The following is a 20949-nucleotide window of genomic DNA, read 5'->3' on the forward strand; positions in this document are numbered from 1 at the left end:
GTCGCTCTCCTTGTGCCGGTGCGGTGGGACATGCAGGCAGCATAGGGCGCGCGAACGATTAACAACAATTGAAGTTGATCGGCAAAACCATAAGCCATCGTTTATGGATGGAAGGCGGGCGAGACCAGGCCAATGCGCTACGAGCGCGCTGCGACGGCGCCCTTGCCGCGGATCAGGCCTGCCACCGCGGTGATCCGGTCGATCTGCGCCGCGCCTTCGCTGAGCAGGAAATGCTTGAAGGCCAGCGCGACCGGCGGCAGCCGCTTGTTCTTGCGATGGACCACGTACCAGTTCAGCATCACCGGGAAGCCTTCGACGTCCAGCACCGCCAGATGGCCGGTGCGCAGTTCCAGCGCAACCGTGTGGGCCGACAGGAACGCGATGCCCATATTGGCGATCACGGCCTGCTTGATCGTCTCGGTGCTCTTGATCTCCATCGTGATGCGCAGGTTCTGCAGCCGCGCGGCGAACCCTTCCTGCATCGAGTTCCAGGTGTCCGAACCCTTCTCGCGGCAGATGAAGGCTTCGTCGGCCAGCGCGGACAGCGGCACGTTGCGCTTGCCCACCAGCGGATGGTCCGGCGCGGCGACGATCACGTAAGGGTGGGGCGCGAATGATTCGTTGACGGTGTCCATGCCGGCCGGCGGCCGCACCATCACGGCCAGATCGGTCAGGTTGCCGGCCAGCTGATGCAGCAGTTCCTCGCGGTTGTGCACCGCCAGGTTCAGCGTGACGCCGGGGTGTCGCCGCATGAATTCGGCGATCACGCGCGGGAAGAAGTAATCGCCGGCGCTGATCACCGCGATGTTGAGCCGGCCGCCCGCGATGCCGCTGAGCTGCGCCATCGCATCCTCGGCCTCGCGGAACTGCTGGATGATGCTGCGGCTGTAGTGCAGCATCTCGGTGCCCGCGGGCGTCAGATAGATCTTCTTGCCCAGCTGCTCGAACAGCCGCAGGCCGACATGGTTCTCCAGCTGCCGCACCTGCGTCGACACCGCGGGCTGCGTCAGATGCAGCTCCTCGGCCGCGCGCGAAAAGCTCAAATGACGGGCCACCGTTTCGAAGACCTTGAGCTGGCGCAGCGTGGCGTTTTTCATGGCGGCCTCTTCGGTCGACGCGGCGCTTGCTGCGGCGCGTGATCGGGATCGTTTCGCTGCGGTGCACGCTTCGTGCATTGCGACAGCGCCGCCGATCCATAGACGGTCGTCAATGATCTTAATAAAAAAGTTAAGGCGTCGTGGATAGTCGTTTGCACTAGCATCGAAGGACCCATCGGCGCCCGCGCACCCCTGCCGGATGACCGTGGCGACATAAGAAAGAACAGCGCTGCCCCGCCGGCCCACGCCGGCGGCAACCGCAGCGGCCGCGCGCCCACGAGGCAGGCGGTGCCAGAGGAGACCACGATGAATGTCTCGCTTCCGCAGTTGAAGGCGTTCGCCGCCGTCGCGCGGCATCGCAGTTTCACCCGTGCCGCCGCCGAACTGGGACTGACGCAGTCCGCCGTCAGCCGCAGCGTGCGCGAGCTGGAAGAGGAAATCGACCTGCGCCTGTTCGACCGCACCACGCGCCAGGTCGAGCTGACCGAGGCCGGCACGCTGCTGTCCGAACGCATCTGCCATCTGATCGACGAGGTCGAACAGACGCTGCACGAAACGCACTCGAGCGCGCGGCCAGCGCACGGGCGCGTGCAGCTGGCGGTGGCCCCGATGCTGTCGTCGATGCTGGCGCCGGCCTGGCTGCATGCCTGCCAGAGCGCCTGGCCGGACATCGATATCGTGCTGCGCGATGTCGGGCCGGAGGCGGCGCTGCATGCGGTGCGCGGCGGCGAGGTCGATTTCGCGGTGGTCAGCGACCCGGAGCCTTGCGCCGAACTGCAGTTCGACCCGCTATACGAGGAGACCTTCCACGCGGTGCTGCCGACCGGCCATCCGCTGGCGTCGCGCGAGGCGCTGGGCTGGGGAGATCTGAACGATGCGCAGCTGTTCGGGCTGGACCGCCAGTCGGGCATGCTGGCCGCGATCGAGCGCGCCATGGCCGCTTACCACGTGCGGCCGCGCGTCTATCGGCCCCTGAGCCATTTCTGCGCGGTGCTCGGCATGGTGGCGCGGCGGCAGGGGCTCGGCGTGGTGCCATCGCGCGCCCGCGCGGCCGGCGTTCCGCCTGGCGTGGTGCTGTTGCCGTTGCGGCCGCATGCCGCCATGCAGGTCGTGCTGGTGCGCCGCAAGGGACGGTCGCTGAAGCCGAATGCCGCCGCCATCTGGCGCGTGATTACCGAGCAGGAGGGCCCGGATGTGGCGTTGAAGACAGGTTGAACGCCGGCCTGTGGCACGGGAACGACAGAACAGGCCTTTCGTTGATATATCACATACAGAATATTTACTTCTGGTGCGTTGCACCATATACTGGGCATTCCTTGATCGTTGTCTTATCGGAGTGTCCTGATGCAAACCACCCTGTTGACCCTGCTGTCGCTTGGCCTGTTCTCGCTTGGCGTGTCGGCCACCGTGCTGCTCGCGACCTCGCTGCCTGCCCCGGCGCCGCTTCGCGCCCTGGCGCACGGCCGCCTCGCGGGATTCGGTAGCGCGCCCCGCGAGGACGACGCCGCCGAGGATTCGCACAAGGCCGCCGGCCAGTTCGTGCTGACCCATGCCTGACCGCAAGTCCGCTGGCCGCGCCGCCGGTCATCTGTCGCGGCCATAGCGACGGACGAACTGCCCGTGGCCAGCGGCTTCGCAGTCGTGCATTCCCTCGTCGTTCCCCTTCCGTTCCTCTGTTTTCCCCTCCCTTTCTCTCCGCCGCAGGGCGTCATTGCGCGGCAGTCCGCCGCCTTCTCAGTCCACAGCCATGGGTGGACAAGCGAAAACGCCTTGACCATTTTGATATATCACATACCGTATAACACTAGCGGACGTTGACGACGCATCCGGCGGCCGGATGCGTGGAGACCGTGAAACGTCCGCGAGTCGATTTGACGCAAGGCAGTGACCAGGGCAGTGCTGGCGGAGAAGCGGGAGTGTCGTGCGCAAGTTGCGACGGCCGATGGCGCTATCATCGACCCGCGGCGCCCCCCGCGCGCGCTCCAGGCATCCACGATAACGAACAGAGATGGCCATGAACCATGTCGTAATCCCCATTCCGGTCGAGAGCATCGGCCGCCAGCGCAAGCGCCGCCAGCCCAAAGGGCGGCAGGTCGACCCCGCCGCGCTCGCCGAAGTTCGCGCCTTGCTCGGCGATGCGCCGCGCCGGCGCGATCTGCTGATCGAACATCTGCACGCGATCAACGACCGCTATGGACAACTGGCCGCGCCGCATCTGGCCGCGCTGGCCGCCGAGATGAAGATGTCGCAGGCCGAGGTCTACGAGGTCGCGACCTTCTATCACCACTTCGACGTCGTACGCGAGGATGCCGACGGTGCGATCGCACCGCCGCCCGCGCTGACCGTGCGCGTCTGCGAGGGCATCGCCTGCGAGATGGCCGGCGCGCAATCGCTGCTCGCCAAGCTGCCGGCGCTGCTCGGCACCGACGTGCGCGTGGTCGCCGCGCCCTGCATCGGCCGCTGCGAGCGTGCGCCGGCGGCGTTGGTCGGACAGAATCCGGTCGACGTGGCGAGCGCCGAGGCGATCGCCGAACGCGTCGGCGCGGGCGCGGTGCGCCACGAGCCCGAGCCGTACGTCGACTACCTGGCGTATCGCGAACAGGGCGGCTACCGGACCTTGCGCGCGGTGGCCGAAGGCGCGCTGTCGGCCGACGATGCGATTGCGACGATGGAGCATGCGGGATTGCGCGGGCTGGGGGGCGCCGGCTTTCCGGCCGGCCGCAAATGGCGCATCGTGCGGGCCGAGGCGGGACCGCGGATGATGGCCGTCAATATCGACGAAGGCGAGCCCGGCACCTTCAAGGACCGTTTCTACCTGGAGCGCGATCCGCATCGCTTCATCGAAGGCATGCTCATCGCCGCCAAGGTGGTGCAGGTTGAGGCCATCTATATCTACCTGCGCGACGAGTACGCCGGCTGCCGTGCGCTGCTGACCGAAGAGCTGCGGCGGCTGCGCGAGGACCCGCCGTGCGCGGATCTGCCGCCGATCGAATTGCGGCGCGGCGCCGGCGCCTATATCTGCGGCGAAGAGTCCGCGATGATCGAGTCGATCGAAGGCAAGCGCGGCTGGCCGCGCTTGCGCCCGCCCTATGTGGCACAGGTCGGCCTGTTCGGGCGGCCGACGCTGGAGCACAACTTCGAGACGCTGTACTGGGTGCGCGACATCCTCGAGCGCGGCGCGGAGTGGTTCGCGGGGCAAGGCCGGCATGGACGCAAGGGGCTGCGCTCGTTCTCGGTGTCGGGCCGCGTCAACAAGCCGGGCGTGCATCTGGCACCGGCCGGCATCACGATCACCGAGCTGATCGACGAATACTGCGGCGGCATGCTCGATGGCCACCGCTTCTACGGCTATCTGCCGGGCGGCGCGTCGGGCGGCATCCTGCCCGCGTCGATGGGCGATATCCCGCTGGACTTCGACACGCTGCAGCCGCATGGCTGCTTCATCGGCTCGGCGGCGGTGGTGGTGCTGTCGGACCATGACCGCGCCGTCGACGTGGCGCGCAACCTGATGCACTTCTTCGCGCACGAGTCCTGCGGCCAATGCACGCCCTGCCGCGTCGGCACGGCGAAGGCCGTGCAGCTGATCGCGCAGCCTCGGTGGGACCGCGAGGCGCTGGCCGACCTGTCCGCGGTGATGCGCGATGCGTCGATCTGCGGCCTGGGCCAGGCCGCGCCCAATCCGATCGACTGCGTGATCCGCTATTTCCCGCACGAGCTGGCCTGAGCCCCCGCAACGACGATAAACGCCGAAAGACGCCGAAAGACGCCGCACGACAGAACCACGAGACCGCCATGAATGCACTGACCCGCGCCGAACGCGCCCTCGTCCAGGCCTCCGATCCGGCCTCGGTTGCCTTCCAGCTGAACGGCCGGGAGGTGATGGCCGCGCCCGGCGAAACGCTGCTGCAGGTAGCGAAGCGCGAGGGCGTCGAGATTCCGCACCTGTGCTACAAGGATGGCCTCGAGCCGGCCGGCAACTGCCGCGCCTGCATGGTCGAGATCGACGGCGAGCGCGTGCTGGCGCCATCGTGCTGCCGGCAGCCGGCCAAGGGCATGAAGGTGCAGACCGATTCGCCGCGCGCGCGCAAGGCGCAGGGCATGGTGCTCGAGCTGCTGCAGTCTGACATGCCCGAGACCGCGTACACGCGCGACAGCGAGCTGGACCGGTGGTCCGCGCGCCTGGAGATCGGCAAGCCGCGCTTTGCGCCGCGCGATCCGGTGGCCGCCGATCTGTCGCATCCGGCCATCGCAGTCAATCTCGATGCCTGCATCCAGTGCACGCGCTGCGTGCGCGCCTGCCGCGACGAGCAGGCCAACGACGTGATCGGCATCGCGTTGCGCGGCGCCGACGCGAAGATCGTGTTCGACATGGACGACCCCATGGGCGCGTCGACCTGCGTGGCCTGCGGCGAATGCGTGCAGGCCTGCCCGACCGGCGCGCTGATGCCGGCCCGCGCCGCCGCGCTGGCGGTGCCCGACAAGCAGGTGCAATCGGTCTGCCCGTACTGCGGCGTCGGCTGCCAGCTGACCTATCACGTCAAGGACAACCGCATCCAGTACGTGGAAGGGCGCGATGGTCCGGCCAATCATGCGCGGCTCTGCGTCAAGGGTCGCTACGGCTTCGACTATGCCGCGCATCCGCATCGGCTGACGGTGCCGCTGGTGCGGCGCGAGGGCGTGCCCAAGCGCGGCGATGCGGTGATGGACCCCGAGCGCGTGATGGAGGTGTTCCGCGAGGCGACGTGGGAAGAGGCGCTGGCGCTGGCCGGCGGCGGCCTCGCGCGCATTCGCGATACCCACGGCAAGCGCGCGCTGGCCGGCTTCGGCTCGGCCAAGGGGAGCAACGAGGAGGCCTATCTGTTCCAGAAGCTGGTGCGGACCGGCTTCGGCAGCAACAACGTCGACCACTGCACGCGGCTGTGCCATGCCTCGTCGGTGGCGGCGCTGCTCGAAGGGATCGGCTCGGGCGCGGTGTCCAACCCGGTGATCGACGTCGGCAAGGCCGAGGTCGTGATCCTGATCGGCGCCAACCCGACCGTCAATCACCCGGTCGCGGCGAGCTGGATCAAGAACGCGGTGCGCAACGGCACCAAGCTGATCGTCGCCGACCCGCGCCGCTCGGACCTGGCCCGCTTCGCCTATCGCTTCCTGCAGTTCCAGCCGGATACCGACGTCGCGCTGCTCAACGCGATGATGCATGTGATCGTCACCGAGGGGCTGGTCGATCGCGGCTTCATCGACAGCCGCACAGTCGGGTACGACGAACTCGAACGCAATGTCGCCGCCTACAGCCCCGGGGCGATGGCGCCGATCTGCGGCATCGACGCGGAGACGATCCGCCATGTCGCGCGGCTCTACGCGACCGCCGGCAGCGCGATGATCCTGTGGGGCATGGGCGTGTCGCAGCACGTGCACGGCACCGACAACGCGCGCTGCCTGATCGCGCTGGCGCTGATGACCGGCCAGATCGGCCGGCCCGGCACCGGCCTGCATCCGCTGCGCGGCCAGAACAATGTGCAGGGCGCCTCGGACGCCGGGCTGATCCCGATGATGTATCCGGACTACCGCCGCGTCGACGATGCCGACGCCGCGGCGCGCTTCGAGGCGCTGTGGGGGACGCCGCTCGATCGCCAGCCGGGTTTGACGGTGGTCGAGGTGATGCAGGCGATCGAGCGCGGCGAGGTGCGCGGCATGTACATCATGGGCGAGAACCCCGCGATGTCGGACCCCGACGCGCAACATGCGCGCGAGGCGCTGGCCGCGCTCGATCATCTGGTGGTGCAGGACATCTTCCTGACCGAGACCGCCTACCTCGCCGACGTGGTGCTGCCGGCCTCGGCCTTCCCCGAGAAGACCGGCACCTTCACCAATACCGACCGCATCGTGCAGCTGGGCCGGCAGGCGGTCGATCCGCCGGGACAGGCGCGCCAGGATCTTTGGATCATCCAGCAGATGGCCGCGCGGCTCGGCCTGGACTGGCACTACGACGGCGTGGCCGACGTGTTCGACGAAATGCGGCTGGCGATGCCGAGCATCGCGGGAATCAGCTGGGAGCGGCTGCAGCGCGAGCATGCGGTGACCTACCCGTGCCGCGCCGAAGGCGATGCCGGCGAGCCGGTGATCTTCACCGACAGCTTCCCGACGCCGAGTGGGCGCGCCCGCTTCGTGCCGGCCGATATCGTGCCGGCGGCGGAACGGCCCGACCACGACTATCCGTTCGTGCTGATCACCGGACGCCAGCTCGAACACTGGCATACGGGGAGCATGACGCGAAGGGCAGGGGTGCTCGATGCGCTCGAGCCCGATCCGACCGCGCTGGTCCATCCGCTGGACCTGGCGCAGTGGGGCGGCAAGCCGGGCGACATCATCACGCTGGCGTCACGCCGCGGCGAGGTCGCGCTGTACGCGCGCGCCGACGAGGGTACGCCGCGCGGCGCGGTGTTCGTGCCGTTCTGCTACTACGAGGCGGCGATCAACAAGCTGACCAATTCGGCGCTCGATCCGTTCGGCAAGATCCCCGAGTTCAAGTACTGCGCGATCCGCGTGACGCTCGGCGGCACGCCGCCGGTGCAGTCGAGCTATGGGGGCGGGCAGATCCTGGCGCGGGCCGGCTGAGGCGATCCGCTCCCGGCAGGGCACGGCCGGCAGTCGGGCCTGCAAGAATTACCGGAACATGCCCAGATCGCCTGCCTGCAACGCCGCGCGCAGCGCCGGCCCGGCATGCAGCGGCGGCACCGCGGCAGCGGGGGCGGTGCGCGACGACAGGCGCTGCGCAAGGAACCTCACGACCTGGTCGATCACGCCGGCATCGCGCAGGATGCGCCGATGGCCCAGGCCCTCGGTGGTCAGCAGCGTCGCGCCCGGCCACGCGCCGGCTATTGCCGCGCCATCCTCCCAGCGCACCTCCTTGTCGTGGCGATCATGGACGACCAGCGTCGGCGGCACTGGCCGGCAGCGGCCGATGTCTGGCACGTTGAAGTCGCCCCACGGCATGCCGAGCCACTGTTCGCTGTTGTGCTGCACGCGCGCCAGGACCGCCGGCGCCACGCCCAACTGCCAGGCCAGCGTGGCCGAGGCGTGGCGCATGTCGGCCGGCGCGCCGATCAGCACCGCGGCACTGGCCGGCAAGCCTTCCCGCAGTGCCAGCGCCGCCGCGGCGGAGCCCAGCGAATGCGCGACCACCGCATGGATCGGCCCGGCGTGCCAGGCGGCCGCCAGCAGCGCGCGCGACATCTCGATCAGCGAGCTTTGGCCCGGGCCCAGCGCACCGGCATCGGAGGCGCCATGGGACAGCGCGTCGAAGGCCACCACGCGATGACCGGCGGCAAGCAGCGCGGGCCCCAGCGTCTGCCAATGCGCGGCATTGCCGCCCCAGCCATGCGCCAGCAGCACCGCCGGGCCTTCGCCGTGCCAGCGGTAGACGCGCACGCGCCGCGTCGCGCCGCCGCCGGTCACCAGCGCCCAGTCGGCGCGCGCACCGGCGAGGAAGGCCTGACCGGCGGCATCGATATTCGCTTCCGGCACGCCGAACCACGCGCGCTCGAAGGCGCGCGCCGTCTGCTCGGGAAACAGTGCCGACGCGGTCTGCCAGCGCAGGCGCCGCCATGCCAGGCCGGCCTGCGCGAGCCGCGCGGCAAGCTGGCCCGGGGCGGCTTGGCCGGGGCGGCGGGAAGACAGGGCCTGTATCACGATATTCACTCCGTTTGCGGTTCCATCCCTGGCCCGTCGACCTCGCTGCGCGGCCCCTCCTGCATCTCTCTCGGGCCCCGATAAGACCGACCGGTCGTGCTATTTATCGGCGAACAATCTGCCGATCGAAAACGTGCCTCGGGGGGCTGGCGCAAAACGTGGTGCGCCGGCGGCCCAGGCGAGCTAGGCGGTACGTTTGCCGCGCGTAACCAGCGACTGGAAGGCGCGGCGCGCCATCGCCTGCGCGTCGGCCCGCCCGAGCATCTTCAGCGATTGCTGGAAGGCCATCACGATGCCCGCCATCTCGAAGGCAATCTGGCGCGGTTCTTCATCCGCCCCCAGGCTGCCGTCCTGGATCGCGTCGGCCGCCACGCGGACCACGATGCCGTTCCAGTCCTTCAGCGCGCGGACCAGCATGTCGCGGATCACGCCGGGCCGGTCCCGATATTCCTGGCCCAGCGCCATGAACAGGCAGCGGCCGCCGGAGTCGGTGCTGCCGATCCATTCGAGCTGTCCTTCGAACAGCGCGCGCAAGCGGGGCACGCCGCGCGGCTGGCGTAGCGCCGGCTGCACCACCATCGCCGTGAAGCGCTCGATCGCCAGTTCCAGCACTGCCTGCTGCAGCGCCTCCTTCGACTTGAAGTGCGCGTACAGGCCGCTCTTGGACATGTCCGTGCTGGCGGCCAGTTCGGCAAGCGACAGCTGCTCGAATCCGATCCGCGTGGCGGTGTCGAATGCCTGAGCGATGATTGCGCTGCGCGTCAGCTGGCCTTTTTGCATGCTCGGAAGAATAGCACGACCGGTCGGTCTGTCAAACCGAACTTGGCGCTAACGAGGTCGATTCGCTATTGTGGAAGCACGGGCACTTCAAAGGGCCCGATATCGAGACGGCAGGGGCTGGAGGAAAGCCAACCGGCACAAATCGTGAAATCTGTAAAAGTGTTTCCCTGATTACATACGGAACGCGACGTGTGCTCTATACTCGAATGCACGTCCGCGCACTTTCTTTTTTGGTGACTGGAGACCGATATGAACAGTACAGCCGTGCCACGAGGCGCTAGCGAACCGTTCCGGCAACTGCGGGCGTTGCGCCGAGCGCGCAAGCTCAAGCAGGAGGACGTCGCCCGCAAGGCCGGGATTTCCCGGGAGGCGTATCTGCGTGCGGAGTCGGGCCAGGCCGATCCGCGTATGAGCACCTTCCTGGCCGCCTGCGAGGCGCTCGGTCTGGAGGTGGTTCTTGCCCCCCAGCATCTGGCGCAGGACGTCAATGCCTTCATCGCCAGCCGCAACGGCGGCGTGACCGCCGCCTCGATGGCCGGTCCGGCCGGCGGCGCGTCGGCGTCCTCGGCTTCGTCCGCCTCCTCGGGCGGCGGCACGTCCGGCGCGGGTGGCATGGGCTCCCCGCAGGGCGAAGGCCAGAAGCCCGTCTGATCCTGTCATTGTTTCCTCGGCGGCCGGCGTTTGTCCGGCCGCTGGTTTTGGCACCGCGCGGCCTCAGACCGCGTCCGGCGTGACCCGGCTCGTTCGTCCGGACGACGCCCGCCTTCCTCTCCCTCCGTTTTCCGCACCTTCCCTGCCTGACGGCCGACCTCGGCGCACCTCGCCGTGTTGCCACGGGCCGATGTCTTCTTCCCATTCCCGTTCACCGTTCGGCTCAAGGCCGGTTCGGATTGACACGCTGCGTGCCGCTGATTACGATTCGGTAAATTCATTTCTCAATACGTAATTCCAGGCGGCGGTGTACCAGCCGGAACGCCGGGCGGCCTATGCTGGAAAAGGCCCGCCGGAGGCGCGCCGCGGCGGAACCCAGGCAGCACAACGAGCAGACCAGCAGAACGGAGACGAGCCCATGTCCAAAGCCTTTGCGTCGCAAGCCGACCTCGAAGCAAAGCAGGTCACCTTCACCAGGCTGTCCGACAACGCCTACGCCTATACCGCCGAGGGCGATCCGAATTCCGGTGTGGTGATCGGCGACGACAGCGTGCTGATCGTCGATACCACCGCCACGCCGGCGATGGCGCAGGATCTGATCGCGCGCATCCGCACCGTGACAGACAAGCCGATCAAGCACGTGGTGCTGTCGCACTACCACGCGGTGCGCGTGCTGGGTGCGTCGGCCTATTTCAGCGAAGGCGCGCAGAACGTGATCGCGAGCCGCGGCACCTACGAGATGATCGTCGAGCGCGGCGAGGCGGACATGAAGTCCGAGATCGAGCGTTTTCCGCGGCTGTTCGCCGGCGTGGAGACCGTGCCGGGCCTGACGTGGCCGAACCTGGTGTTCGAGCGCGAGCTGACGCTGTTCCTCGGCAAGCTCGAGGTCAGGATCCTGCATCTCGGTCCCGGCCATACCAAGGGCGATACCGTCGTGTGGATCCCGTCGCAGAAGATCCTGTTCTCCGGCGACCTGGTCGAGTACGACGCGGCCTGCTATTGCGGCGACGCGCAGCTCGAGGAGTGGCCGGCGACGCTCGATGCGCTGCGCGCGCTGCAGCCGCAGGCGCTGGTGCCGGGGCGCGGTCCCGCGCTGACCACGCCGGAACAGGTCGACAAGGGCCTGGCCTACACGCGCGATTTCGTCAGCACGCTGCTGCAGCGCGGCCGCGAGGCGGTGGCGCGGAAGCTGGACCTGAAGGGCGCGATGGCGCATACGCGCGCGGCGATGGATCCGAAGTTCGGCCATGTCTTCATCTACGAGCACTGCCTGCCGTTCGACGTGGCGCGCGCCTATGACGAGGCCAGCGGCATCAAGCATCCGCGCATCTGGACCGCCGAGCGCGACAAGGAAATGTGGGCCGCGCTGCAGGACTGACGCGGCGTCGTGCTGGCCGCCGCAGTCCGCGGGACAGCGGGCGCGGCGGCGGGATGGAGACGAGATGGAAACCACAGCTCAGCCAGGCGAGAACTACCAGGCCCGCACCTTCGCCTACCGGCGCTGCGCCGAGCAGCAGCCGGGCGCGCGGCCTGCGGTACGGCCGGTGGTCGTGATCGGCGCCGGTCCGGTCGGCCTCGCCACGGCGATCGACCTGGCGCAGCAGCAGGTGCCGGTGGTGCTGCTCGACGACGACTGCACGCTGGCCAGCGGTTCGCGTGCGATCTGCTTCGCCAAGCGCACGCTCGATATTTTCGATCGCCTCGGCTGCGGCGAGCGGCTGGTCGACAAGGGCGTGCGCTGGCACGTCGGCCGCGTGTTCCTCGACCAGCAGCAGGTCTACAGCTTCGATCTACTGCCCGAGAGCGGCCATCATCGTCCCGCCTTCATCAACCTGCAGCAGTACTACGTCGAGGGCTACCTGGTCGATCGCGCCGGCGAGCTGCCCGGGCTCGAGCTGCGCTGGCGTCATCGCGTCAGTGGCCTGCGACAGCAGGACGACCGGGTCGTGCTGAAGGTGTCGACGCCCGATGGCGACTACACGCTGCCAGCGCGCTACGTGGTGGTGGCGGACGGCGCGCGCAGTCCCGTGCGCCAGCTGATGGGGCTGCAAAGCCAGGGCCGGACCTTCCGCGACCGTTTCCTGATCGCCGATGTGCGGATGGCCGCCGGCTTCCCGGCCGAGCGCTGGTTCTGGTTCGATCCGCCGTTCAACCGCAACCAGTCGGTGCTGCTGCATCGCCAGCCCGACAATATCTGGCGCATCGATTTCCAGCTGGGCTGGGACGCCGATCCCGAGCAGGAGCGCCAGCCAGAGCGGGTGCTGCCGCGCCTGCGCGCGCTGCTCGGCCCGGACGCGCAGTTCGAGCTCGAATGGGTCAGTGTCTACACCTTCTCGTGCCAGCGCATGGAGCGCTTCCGCCACGGCCGTGTGCTGTTCGCCGGCGACGCCGCGCATCGCGTGTCGCCGTTCGGCGCGCGCGGCGCCAACAGCGGCGTGCAGGACGCCGAGAACCTGGCGTGGAAGCTGCGGCTGGTGCTGGCCGGGCTGGCGCCCGACGCGCTGCTCGACACCTATGCCAGCGAGCGCGAATACGCGGCGGACGAGAACATCCTGCATTCGACGCGCTCGACCGATTTCATCACGCCGAAAAGCGCCGTCAGCCGCGTGTTTCGCGACAGCGTGCTGCGGCTCGCGCGCCAGCATCCGTTCGCGCGGCAGCTGGTCAACAGCGGCCGCTTGTCGACGCCGACCGTGCTGACGCCTTCGCCGCTGAATACACCGGACAGCGCACCGTTCGCCGGCGCGATGGTGCCCGGCGCGGTCTGCGCCGATGCGCCGGTGCGCGTCGCCAGTGAAGCGCAGCGCGACGGCTGGCTGCTGCCGCATCTGGGCAACGGCTTTACCGCGCTGGTGTTTGCCGCCGCCGACGGCCTGCCGCCGGCGGCGTGCGCCGCGCTGGAGCAACTGGAGCAGGGCGGGGCGCCCGTGCCGGTCCAGCTTGTCTGCCTGATGCCGCCCGCATCTTCGACGCAGGCCGCACCGACGCTGCCGCGCGGCGCGGTGGTGCTCGAGGACGTCGACGGATTGGCCGCGCACCGCTACGACGGCCGGCCCGGCACCTGCTATCTGCTGCGCCCGGACCAGCATGTCTGCGCCCGCAGGCGCGAGGTCGACCACGGCGCGCTGCTGGCCGCGCTGCGCCGCGCGCTCGGCATGATCGACGTGCAGTGGCGCGCGGCCGCTGCCGAGCCCCGGCCGCAGGCCGCGCAGCTCGTCACCGAAGCCAATCTCGCGCAGCCGGACGACGTCTACGAGTCGCTGCTCGAGATGCATCGCGATCTGAGCGATGCGCAAAGTCAGGCCGCCAATGCGCAGCTGATCCTGCTGCTGGCCAACCATATCGGCGACATCGCGGTACTGCGCCAGGCGATGGCGCTGGCGCGCGCCGCCGTGCCGCCCCCGGTGCCGGATCCGCAAGCGGACGCCGCCGTGCCGATCTCGATGCCGGCGTAAGCCGATCCATCAAGCCGATCCTTTTTCCGAGAACCCTTCCCGAACCTCTGTCAGGACGACCATGACCCAAGCACTACGCCAAGACACCGGCACCGGCACGCTGCGCTACCAGTCCGGCTTCGCCAACGAGTTCGCCACCGAAGCGCTGCCCGGCGCGCTGCCGGTCGGACAGAATTCGCCGCAGCGCGCGCCGTACGGGCTGTATGCCGAGCAGCTGTCGGGCACGGCCTTCACCGCGCCGCGCGCGCACAACCGCCGCTCGTGGCTGTATCGGATCCGCCCGGCGGCGATGCACGAGTCCTTCGTCAAGATCGAGCAATCGCGGATCGTCAGCCGCTTCGACGAGGTGGCGCCGTCGCCGAACCAGATGCGCTGGAGCCCGCTGCCGATGCCGGATGCGCCGACCGATTTCATCGACGGCATCGTCACGATGGGCGGCAACGGCGGCCCCGACGCGATGGTCGGCTGCGGCATCCACCTGTACCTGGCCAACCGCTCGATGCAGGGCCGCTTCTTCTACAACGCCGACGGCGAGATGCTGATCGTGCCGCAGCAGGGCCGGCTGCGCCTGGCCACCGAACTGGGCGTGCTCGAGGTCGAGCCGCAGGAGATCGCGGTGGTGCCGCGCGGCGTGCGCTTCCGCGTCGAGCTGCTCGACGGCGAGGCGCGCGGCTATATCTGCGAGAACTACGGCGCGCTGCTGAAGCTGCCCGACCTCGGCGTGATCGGCTCGAATGGCCTGGCCAATCCGCGCGATTTCCAGACCCCGGTGGCCTGGTACGAGGACGTCGAGGGCGACTTCGAGCTGGTGGCCAAGTTCCAGGGCAATCTGTGGCGCGCGAAGATCGATCATTCGCCGCTGGACGTGGTGGCCTGGCATGGCAACTACGCGCCGTACAAATACGATCTGCGCCGCTTCAACACGATCGGCTCGATCAGCTTCGACCATCCGGACCCGTCGATCTTCCTGGTGCTGCACAGCCCGTCCGATACCGAGGGCGTCGACAACATCGACTTCGTGATCTTCGGCCCGCGCTGGCTGGCGATGGAGCACTCGTTCCGCCCGCCCTGGTTCCACCGCAATATCGCCAGCGAGTTCATGGGGCTGATCGAAGGCGTCTACGACGCCAAGGCCGAAGGCTTCGCTCCGGGTGGCGCCAGCCTGCACAACTGCATGAGCGGCCACGGCCCCGATGCCGAGACCTTCGCGCGCGCCAGCGAGGCGGACACCACCAGGCCGCACCGCATCTCCGACACGATGGCGTTCATGTTCGAGACGCCGACGGTGATCCGGCCCACGCGCTTCGCCGCCGAATCGGCCGCGCTGCAGTCCGACTACCAGCACTGCTGGCAAGGGCTGAAGAAGCATTTCAACCCGAACGTGCGCTGATGGCGCGCACCGACGACATACGCCGACGATAACCAACGTACCGCCAGGCAGCGCACGTAGCCAAGGTAGCCAAGGTAGCGCTCCCGGGCGGACAGCCCAACACATAGCATCCATGACCCAAGCCCAATCCTCCCGCAGCTGGATCGAATCGGCCAACGACGCCGCCACCCATTTCCCGTTGCAGAACCTGCCCTATGGCGTGTTCTCGCACGGCGCGCAGGCGCCGCGCGTCGGTGTCGCGATCGGCGACCGCATCGTCGACCTGTCGGTGCTGGACGAGGCCGGCCTGCTGCCGGCTGCCGCGCGCGGTACCTTCGCCGCGCCGGTGCTCAACCGCTTCATCGCGCTGGGCCGTCCGGTCTGGCGCGAGACGCGCCAGCGCATCGCCGAACTGCTGGCGGCCGACACGCCGACGCTGCGCGACGATGCCGCGCTGCGCGAGCGCGCAGTAGTGCCGATGGCCGGCGCCACGCTGCACCTGCCGGTGCAGATTCCCGGCTACACCGATTTCTATTCGTCGAAGGAGCACGCGACCAACGTGGGCCGCATGTTCCGCGATCCGGACAACGCGCTGCTGCCGAACTGGCTCGAAATCCCGATCGGCTACAACGGCCGCGCCAGCTCGGTGGTGGTCAGCGGCACGCCGATCCACCGTCCCAACGGCCAGATCAAGCTGCCGAACGAGGCGCGCCCGATCTTCGGCGCCTGCCGCAAGCTCGACTACGAGCTGGAGATGGGCTTCATCGTCGGCAAGGACTCGGCGCTGGGCGAGCCGGTGCGCGTCGATCAGGCCGACGACTATCTGTTCGGCATGGTGCTGCTCAACGACTGGAGCGCGCGCGATATCCAGCAGTGGGAATACGTGCCGCTGGGCCCGTTCAACTCGAAGAGCTTCGGCACCTCGATCTCGCCGTGGGTCGTTACGATGGACGCGCTCGAGCCGTTCCGCCGCGACAACCCGGAGCAGTCGCCGGAGCCGCTGCCGTATCTGCGCCAGTCGGCGCGCAATGCCTACGACATCGAGCTCGAGGTCGCGCTGCGGCCGCAGGGCGCCGAGCGTGCCGAGCGGATCAGCCGCACCAACTTCCGCGCGATGTACTGGACGATGGCGCAGCAACTGGCCCACCACACGGTGTCGGGCTGCAATGTGTGCGTCGGCGATCTGATGGGCTCGGGCACGATCAGCGGCACCACGCCGGACTCGTACGGCAGCCTGCTGGAACTGACCCGCAACGGCAACGAGCCGCTGAAGCTGGCCGGCGGCGTGGAGCGCGGTTTCCTGCAGGATGGCGACGAAGTGGTGATGCGCGGCTGGTGCCAGGGCGATGGCTATCGGATCGGCTTCGGCGAGGTCAGCGGCGAGGTGCTGCCTGCACCGAAGGCCGAGGGCTGAGCGCGCGCGCCTGAAGCGGTTGGCTTGAAAGCCGCGTGGTCCCCGCATTCGCGTTCGCGGGGAGCACGGGCAGGTTGGCGGATGTCTGCGGTCGCCCCCGCGCTGGCGGGGCTCAGCGACTTTCACCAGCCGCCGGGAAGGCGCCGCGCGGTTCGAGCCGGACTCAGCCGCCCGGCGTGGCGTCCAGCACCACCGCCGCGCGGCCCGTCAGCAGCACGGCGCCGCCGCCATGCAGCGCGAATTCATAGAGCACCTGGCGCTCGTCGCCGCCGATCCGCTCGGCCTCGATCGTCAGCGGTCCCGCAACGGTATCGAGCCGCTCGGCGTGGACCTCGACCTTGCGCACGCTGGCCAGATAGCCGACGCGCGGCGTGGCCGCGGTGCCGGCCGTCAGCAGCGCGCCGTGCACGGCCATTGCCTGGGCGGCATATTCGATACCGCACAGCGCGGCGAGCCGTCCTTCGGCACGCAGCGGATGATCGGGCGACGCATGGTCGTTCGCCTCGCAGCGGATGCGCATCGCATTCCAGTCGACCACCCGGTCGAGCAGGCACATCGCGCCGCGATGCGGGATATGGGCGGCGATCCAGTCGCGGCCCGCCGGCGTGCCGGGCGGCATGCCGGTTGCCGAGGCGGCGACGTCGTTCACCGCCATGGCGCGACCTCGACGCGCAACCGCAGCGGTTCCAGATAATCGAGCACCGGGGCAGCATCGTCGCCCCGCGCCAGCGCTTGCAGCAAGGGCAGGGCGCGTGCGGCCGGGATCGCGGCGCGCAGGCCTTCCAGCGCGCCATCGGCCATCGCCGTCGGCGCATCGCCGTCGATCGCCAGCGAGGGCCGCAGGCTGGCCAGCGTCGCCGGACCCGGCTCGGCCGTCAGCACCAGCGCGAGCCCGAATGCATCGGGAATCGGCCGCGCACTGCGCAGCGGCTCGGGATAGTCGGTGTCGTAGGCGATCAGCACGCAGGGCGCGCCGGTCGCCAGCACCTGGCTGCAGGCATCGAGCAGGCCCGCGGCGAAGCTGCCGTCGTGCGCGCACATCGCGTTGGACGGCGCCATCGCGCCGGTGGCGATGCTCCAGTAGCCGGCCGGCGCGTTGTGCACCGAGTTGTGGAAGCGGGTCGGCGAGATCAGCGGGTCCTCGCCCGCCAGCGATTCGCAGATCGCGTGGTAGTTGTGGCCGTCGGCCCCCGAGGCGCTGAACACGGTCGCCAGCGTGGCGGCATCGCGTCCGCTGGCGGCGATGGCCTGCCCGCCGACCGCCAGCGCCAGCTTGACCGCCGGGCCGGTGCGCCGGCGCTCGGCCGGCGGCAGCCCTGCCGGCGCGGGCAATGCTGTCGCGGCATGCAAATAGGGGACCTCCCCGCGCAGCACCGCGGCGCCTTGCTGCCAGTCCGACAGTCCCGGGCCGAGCAGGCCGATTCCTTCGATGAACACCGGCGCCGTCATGACCGTTCGCCTCGCAGATGCGCGTCGGCGCGGCCGAACAGCAGGCTGCAATTGGAGCCACCGAAGCCGAATGCGTTGCTCAGCGCGTAGCGGGGACGATGGCCGGCATCCGGCGTGTCCGTATGCAGCAGATAGCGGACCGGCAGCGCCGGGTCCAGTTCGGTACCGGCAATGCCGGCCGGCAGCCAGCCCTCGCGCAGCGCCAGCGCGCTGATCACCGCCTCGATCGCGCCGGCCGCGCCCAGCGTATGGCCGGTCGCGCCCTTGGTCGAGCTGCAGGGCGTCGTGCCGAACAGCGCCAGCACGGCCTTGCCCTCGGCGGCGTCGTTGCTCGGCGTGGCGGTGCCGTGCAGGTTGATGTAGTCGATGTCGGCTGGCGTCAGCCCGGCATCGGCCAGTGCCTGCTCCATCGCCAGCCGTGCGCCCAGTCCTTCCGGATGCGGGCTCGACATGTGGTGCGCGTCGCTGGATTCGCCGACGCCGCACAGCAGCACCGCATCGTCCGGCAGCGCCGCCCCGGAATCGGGCACGGGCTCGGGCAACCGTTCGAGCAGCCCGAATGCGCCGCCTTCGCCGATCGAGATGCCGTTGCGCCGCGCATCGTAGGGCCGGCAAGGTTCGGCCGACACCAGTTCCAGCGAGTGGAAGCCATACAGCGTGGTATGGCACAGCGAATCGACGCCGCCCACCAGCGCCGCGTCGATCAGCCCCGTCTCGATCATCCGGCGCGCCGAGGCGAACACCTTGGCGCCCGACGAGCACGCCGACGAAATCGCCGCCGCGGGACCGGTCAGGCCAAGGTAGGCGCGCACGAAGGCCGGCAGCGAGAACGGGCTGTGCCGGTGCGCATAGTCGAAGTCGGGCGGCAGCGCGCCCGTCGCCGGATCGCGCCGCCGGTAGGCCTGTTCGGTTTCGAGAATCCCGCCGGTGCTGGTGCCGAGGAATACGCCGATCCGGTGCGCGCCATAACGCGCGATGGCCTCGCGCACGCGTCCGGCGAAACCGTCCTGTTCGAGCGCCAGCCGCGCGAGCCGGTTGTTGCGGCAGTCGAAGTTGGCGAATTCGGACGGCAGCGGGGCGTCGTCGACGCCGGCGACCTCGCCGACATGGGTGCGCAGCCTGACCTCGCCGAAGCGGCAGGGCGCGAGCCCGCTGCGCTGCGCGCGCAAGGCCGCGGATGTCGCCGCGAGGCCATGGCCCAGGCAACTGGTGGCGGTGAAATGGGAGAGGTGCAGCGCGGACACGGGTGGGGACAGCGGACGATCGGGATGCGAGGCGGCGCCGTGCGGTGCGGTGCCGACATTGCCAGGGCCGCCGGGGCGGCCGGCGTTGTGGTCGGTGGCCGGCACCGGCGGGCGGCGCGATTGTATCAAAGCGGCTCCAGCTCGCCGGCGGAAGCCACGGTGCCGTGCCGGACCTGTGCCGTCTGCACGGACTTGTCCTCCCGCACGTCCATCGTGCCGACCATCAGCACATTGGCGCCATGCGCATCGCGCGGCAGCGGCACCTCTCGCAGCGTCATGCCCATGCCGCGCAGCAGCGCGCGCCATTCGTCGGCGGGCCGGCAGGTCAGCGGGCTGGTGCGGCCGGCGCGCAGCCACTGCACCACGCGGTCGACCGCGCGGCTGTAGCGGGCGCGCCAGCCCGCGCTGGCGTCGCCGACCCGCATCAGCAGCCGGCCGCCCGGCGCCAGGCAGCGCAGCGCGTCGCGCAGCAGCGCTTCCTGCGCGGGGCGGTCGATGTAATGCAGCACATCGAGCAGCACCACCAGGTCGCAGGCCGCGGCGACCTCGGCCACCGCGGCGCGGGCATCGGCCTGGCGGATTTCCGCCGGCCACGGGCCCGGCTCGGCCAGCGCGGCGCGGGCGCGGTTGGCGTCGGCCGGCGTCAGTTCGATGCCCAGATAGGAGCGCGGCACCGGCGGCGCCGGCCAGCCCGGCGGCCAGCTGTCGGGATGGCACTGCTGCGCCGCCAGCAGCCAGCTGGCCAGCAGGCCCTGGCCGCAGCCGATATCGAGAATGCGGGCGCCGTCGGGGATCAGCCCCTGCGCCAGCGCGATCGCGAAGACCGGATCGTTGCGCAGCTTGAAGCGGGCGAAATGCACGGCAAAGGGATCGGCCGCCCGGTAGCGTGTGCTGGCCCGCGCGATCAACGCCTCGCCGGCCGGGCCGGCGGCATCGGTCCAGCGCGTCATGCCGGCACCGCCTCGCGCAGCGTCACGTAGCGCAAGCCCGCCCGGTCGATGGCGCGCAGCACGCGCGGCAGCACTACCAGGATCATCGGCGTGCCGGCACGGTCGGTGCCCGGGTTGCCGTCATGCATCAGCAGGATGTCGCGCGCGGCCAGGTCCTTCAGCAGCCGCGCCTCGACCTTGTCCGGATCGCCGCCGCGGAAGGTATCAAAGCCGCGCCGCGTCCAGCTGGCGAGCCGCAGTCCATGCCGGCACAGCGCCGGCTCCAGCAGCGGATTGCGCAGGCCCGCGGGCGCGCGGAAGAAGCGCGGCACCTGCCCGGTCAGTTCGGTCAGCAAACGCTGCGCTTCGCCGACCTCTTTCGTGATGCGGCCGGGCCCGAACGTCGAGAAGTGCAGCCAGTGGTGCTGGGTATGGTTTTCGATCGCATGGCCGCGGCGCACGATGTCGGCCACCAGGTCGGGATGGCGCAGCGCGCGCTCGCCGATGCAGAAGAAGGTGGCGCGGGCACCGTGCGCGTCGAGCAGGTCGAGCACGGCGGGCGTGACCTCGGGATTGGGGCCGTCGTCGAACGTCAGCGCGATGCTGTGGCCGGCGCTGGGCGGCAGCCGCAGCAGGTTCGGCCCCAGCAGCGTGCTGCGCGGCCACAGCCCGGCGCCGGCCAGCAGCAGATTGGCCGCCACCACCGTGCCGGCCGCCCACGGCAGCGTCGCCGGTTGCGCCAGCACCGCGGCCACCGCGCCCAGGTGGACGGCGGCCGCGCCGCCGATCAGCGCCGATGGCCGCCAGCTGCGGATCGTGCCCGGCGCGGCGGTCGAGGCGGTCGACTGTGGCCCGGGACAGGAATTGCGCAT

The 20949-nt window shown here is 69.6% G+C and carries 17 protein-coding genes; 9 read left to right on the forward strand and 8 right to left on the reverse strand.

Annotated elements, in window-relative coordinates; all coding sequences use genetic code 11:
* Positions 1–137: 137 nt before the first annotated feature.
* A complete protein-coding gene (locus FOB47_RS03675; protein ID WP_174779984.1) occupies positions 138–1097 on the reverse strand; it encodes a LysR family transcriptional regulator in 960 nt (319 codons plus the stop codon).
* 306 nt (positions 1098–1403) lie between these two features.
* On the opposite strand from FOB47_RS03675, the gene FOB47_RS03680 reads away from it, so the two are divergent.
* The 4 genes from FOB47_RS03680 to fdhF all read left to right on the forward strand — a co-directional run bounded on the left by FOB47_RS03680 (position 1404) and on the right by fdhF (position 7712).
* A complete protein-coding gene (locus FOB47_RS03680) occupies positions 1404–2312 on the forward strand; it encodes a LysR family transcriptional regulator (protein WP_174779985.1) in 909 nt (302 codons plus the stop codon).
* A 129-nt stretch (positions 2313–2441) separates the two neighbouring features.
* Positions 2442–2654, forward strand: a complete 213-nt coding sequence (locus tag FOB47_RS03685; RefSeq protein ID WP_053824160.1) for a hypothetical protein — start codon at positions 2442–2444, stop codon at positions 2652–2654.
* 457 nt (positions 2655–3111) lie between these two features.
* Complete coding sequence (locus FOB47_RS03690; protein WP_174779986.1) at positions 3112–4821, forward strand: NADH-ubiquinone oxidoreductase-F iron-sulfur binding region domain-containing protein; 1710 nt, start codon at positions 3112–3114, stop codon at positions 4819–4821.
* Between the two features lie 68 nt (positions 4822–4889).
* Positions 4890–7712: a formate dehydrogenase subunit alpha gene (gene fdhF / locus FOB47_RS03695; protein ID WP_174779987.1), complete on the forward strand. Its 2823-nt coding sequence runs from the start codon at positions 4890–4892 to the stop codon at positions 7710–7712.
* A gap of 48 nt (positions 7713–7760) precedes the next feature.
* Here fdhF and FOB47_RS03700 read toward each other — a convergent pair whose 3' ends face one another.
* Positions 7761–8786: an alpha/beta fold hydrolase gene (locus FOB47_RS03700; RefSeq protein ID WP_390884801.1), complete on the reverse strand. Its 1026-nt coding sequence runs from the start codon at positions 8784–8786 to the stop codon at positions 7761–7763.
* A 183-nt stretch (positions 8787–8969) separates the two neighbouring features.
* Complete coding sequence (locus FOB47_RS03705; protein WP_053824158.1) at positions 8970–9566, reverse strand: TetR/AcrR family transcriptional regulator; 597 nt, start codon at positions 9564–9566, stop codon at positions 8970–8972.
* A gap of 249 nt (positions 9567–9815) precedes the next feature.
* On the opposite strand from FOB47_RS03705, the gene FOB47_RS03710 reads away from it, so the two are divergent.
* The 5 genes from FOB47_RS03710 to fahA all read left to right on the forward strand — a co-directional run bounded on the left by FOB47_RS03710 (position 9816) and on the right by fahA (position 16455).
* The gene (locus tag FOB47_RS03710; RefSeq protein ID WP_023264128.1) at positions 9816–10217 is read left to right on the forward strand and encodes a helix-turn-helix domain-containing protein; all 402 of its coding nucleotides are present in this window, start codon (positions 9816–9818) and stop codon (positions 10215–10217) included.
* A gap of 418 nt (positions 10218–10635) precedes the next feature.
* Complete coding sequence (locus FOB47_RS03715) at positions 10636–11595, forward strand: MBL fold metallo-hydrolase (RefSeq protein WP_174779988.1); 960 nt, start codon at positions 10636–10638, stop codon at positions 11593–11595.
* A 64-nt stretch (positions 11596–11659) separates the two neighbouring features.
* Positions 11660–13672 carry an FAD-dependent monooxygenase gene (locus FOB47_RS03720; protein WP_217488904.1) on the forward strand — a complete coding sequence of 671 codons (2013 nt, stop codon included), beginning with the start codon at positions 11660–11662 and terminating at the stop codon, positions 13670–13672.
* A gap of 61 nt (positions 13673–13733) precedes the next feature.
* The gene (gene hmgA, locus FOB47_RS03730; protein ID WP_174779989.1) at positions 13734–15062 is read left to right on the forward strand and encodes a homogentisate 1,2-dioxygenase; all 1329 of its coding nucleotides are present in this window, start codon (positions 13734–13736) and stop codon (positions 15060–15062) included.
* A 112-nt stretch (positions 15063–15174) separates the two neighbouring features.
* A complete protein-coding gene (gene fahA / locus FOB47_RS03735) occupies positions 15175–16455 on the forward strand; it encodes a fumarylacetoacetase (protein ID WP_174779990.1) in 1281 nt (426 codons plus the stop codon).
* 163 nt (positions 16456–16618) lie between these two features.
* Here fahA and FOB47_RS03740 read toward each other — a convergent pair whose 3' ends face one another.
* From FOB47_RS03740 to FOB47_RS03760, 5 genes are all read right to left on the reverse strand, one after another.
* Positions 16619–17110, reverse strand: a complete 492-nt coding sequence (locus FOB47_RS03740; protein WP_390884800.1) for a hotdog family protein — start codon at positions 17108–17110, stop codon at positions 16619–16621.
* Positions 17101–17904: a beta-ketoacyl synthase chain length factor gene (locus FOB47_RS03745; protein ID WP_174779991.1), complete on the reverse strand. Its 804-nt coding sequence runs from the start codon at positions 17902–17904 to the stop codon at positions 17101–17103. The genes FOB47_RS03740 and FOB47_RS03745 overlap by 10 nt, the downstream gene beginning before the upstream one ends.
* The gene (locus tag FOB47_RS03750; RefSeq protein WP_174780864.1) at positions 17901–19148 is read right to left on the reverse strand and encodes a beta-ketoacyl-[acyl-carrier-protein] synthase family protein; all 1248 of its coding nucleotides are present in this window, start codon (positions 19146–19148) and stop codon (positions 17901–17903) included. Before FOB47_RS03750 ends, FOB47_RS03745 begins: the two co-directional genes overlap by 4 nt.
* A 125-nt stretch (positions 19149–19273) precedes the next feature.
* Positions 19274–20098 (reverse strand): class I SAM-dependent methyltransferase, encoded by an 825-nt coding sequence (locus tag FOB47_RS03755; RefSeq protein WP_174779992.1) that lies wholly within the window; start codon positions 20096–20098, stop codon positions 19274–19276.
* The gene (locus tag FOB47_RS03760) at positions 20095–20949 is read right to left on the reverse strand and encodes a polysaccharide deacetylase family protein (protein ID WP_174780865.1); all 855 of its coding nucleotides are present in this window, start codon (positions 20947–20949) and stop codon (positions 20095–20097) included. Before FOB47_RS03760 ends, FOB47_RS03755 begins: the two co-directional genes overlap by 4 nt.

This window comes from Cupriavidus gilardii, from assembly GCF_013347325.1.
GTDB classification, from domain to species: Bacteria; Pseudomonadota; Gammaproteobacteria; order Burkholderiales; family Burkholderiaceae; genus Cupriavidus; species Cupriavidus gilardii.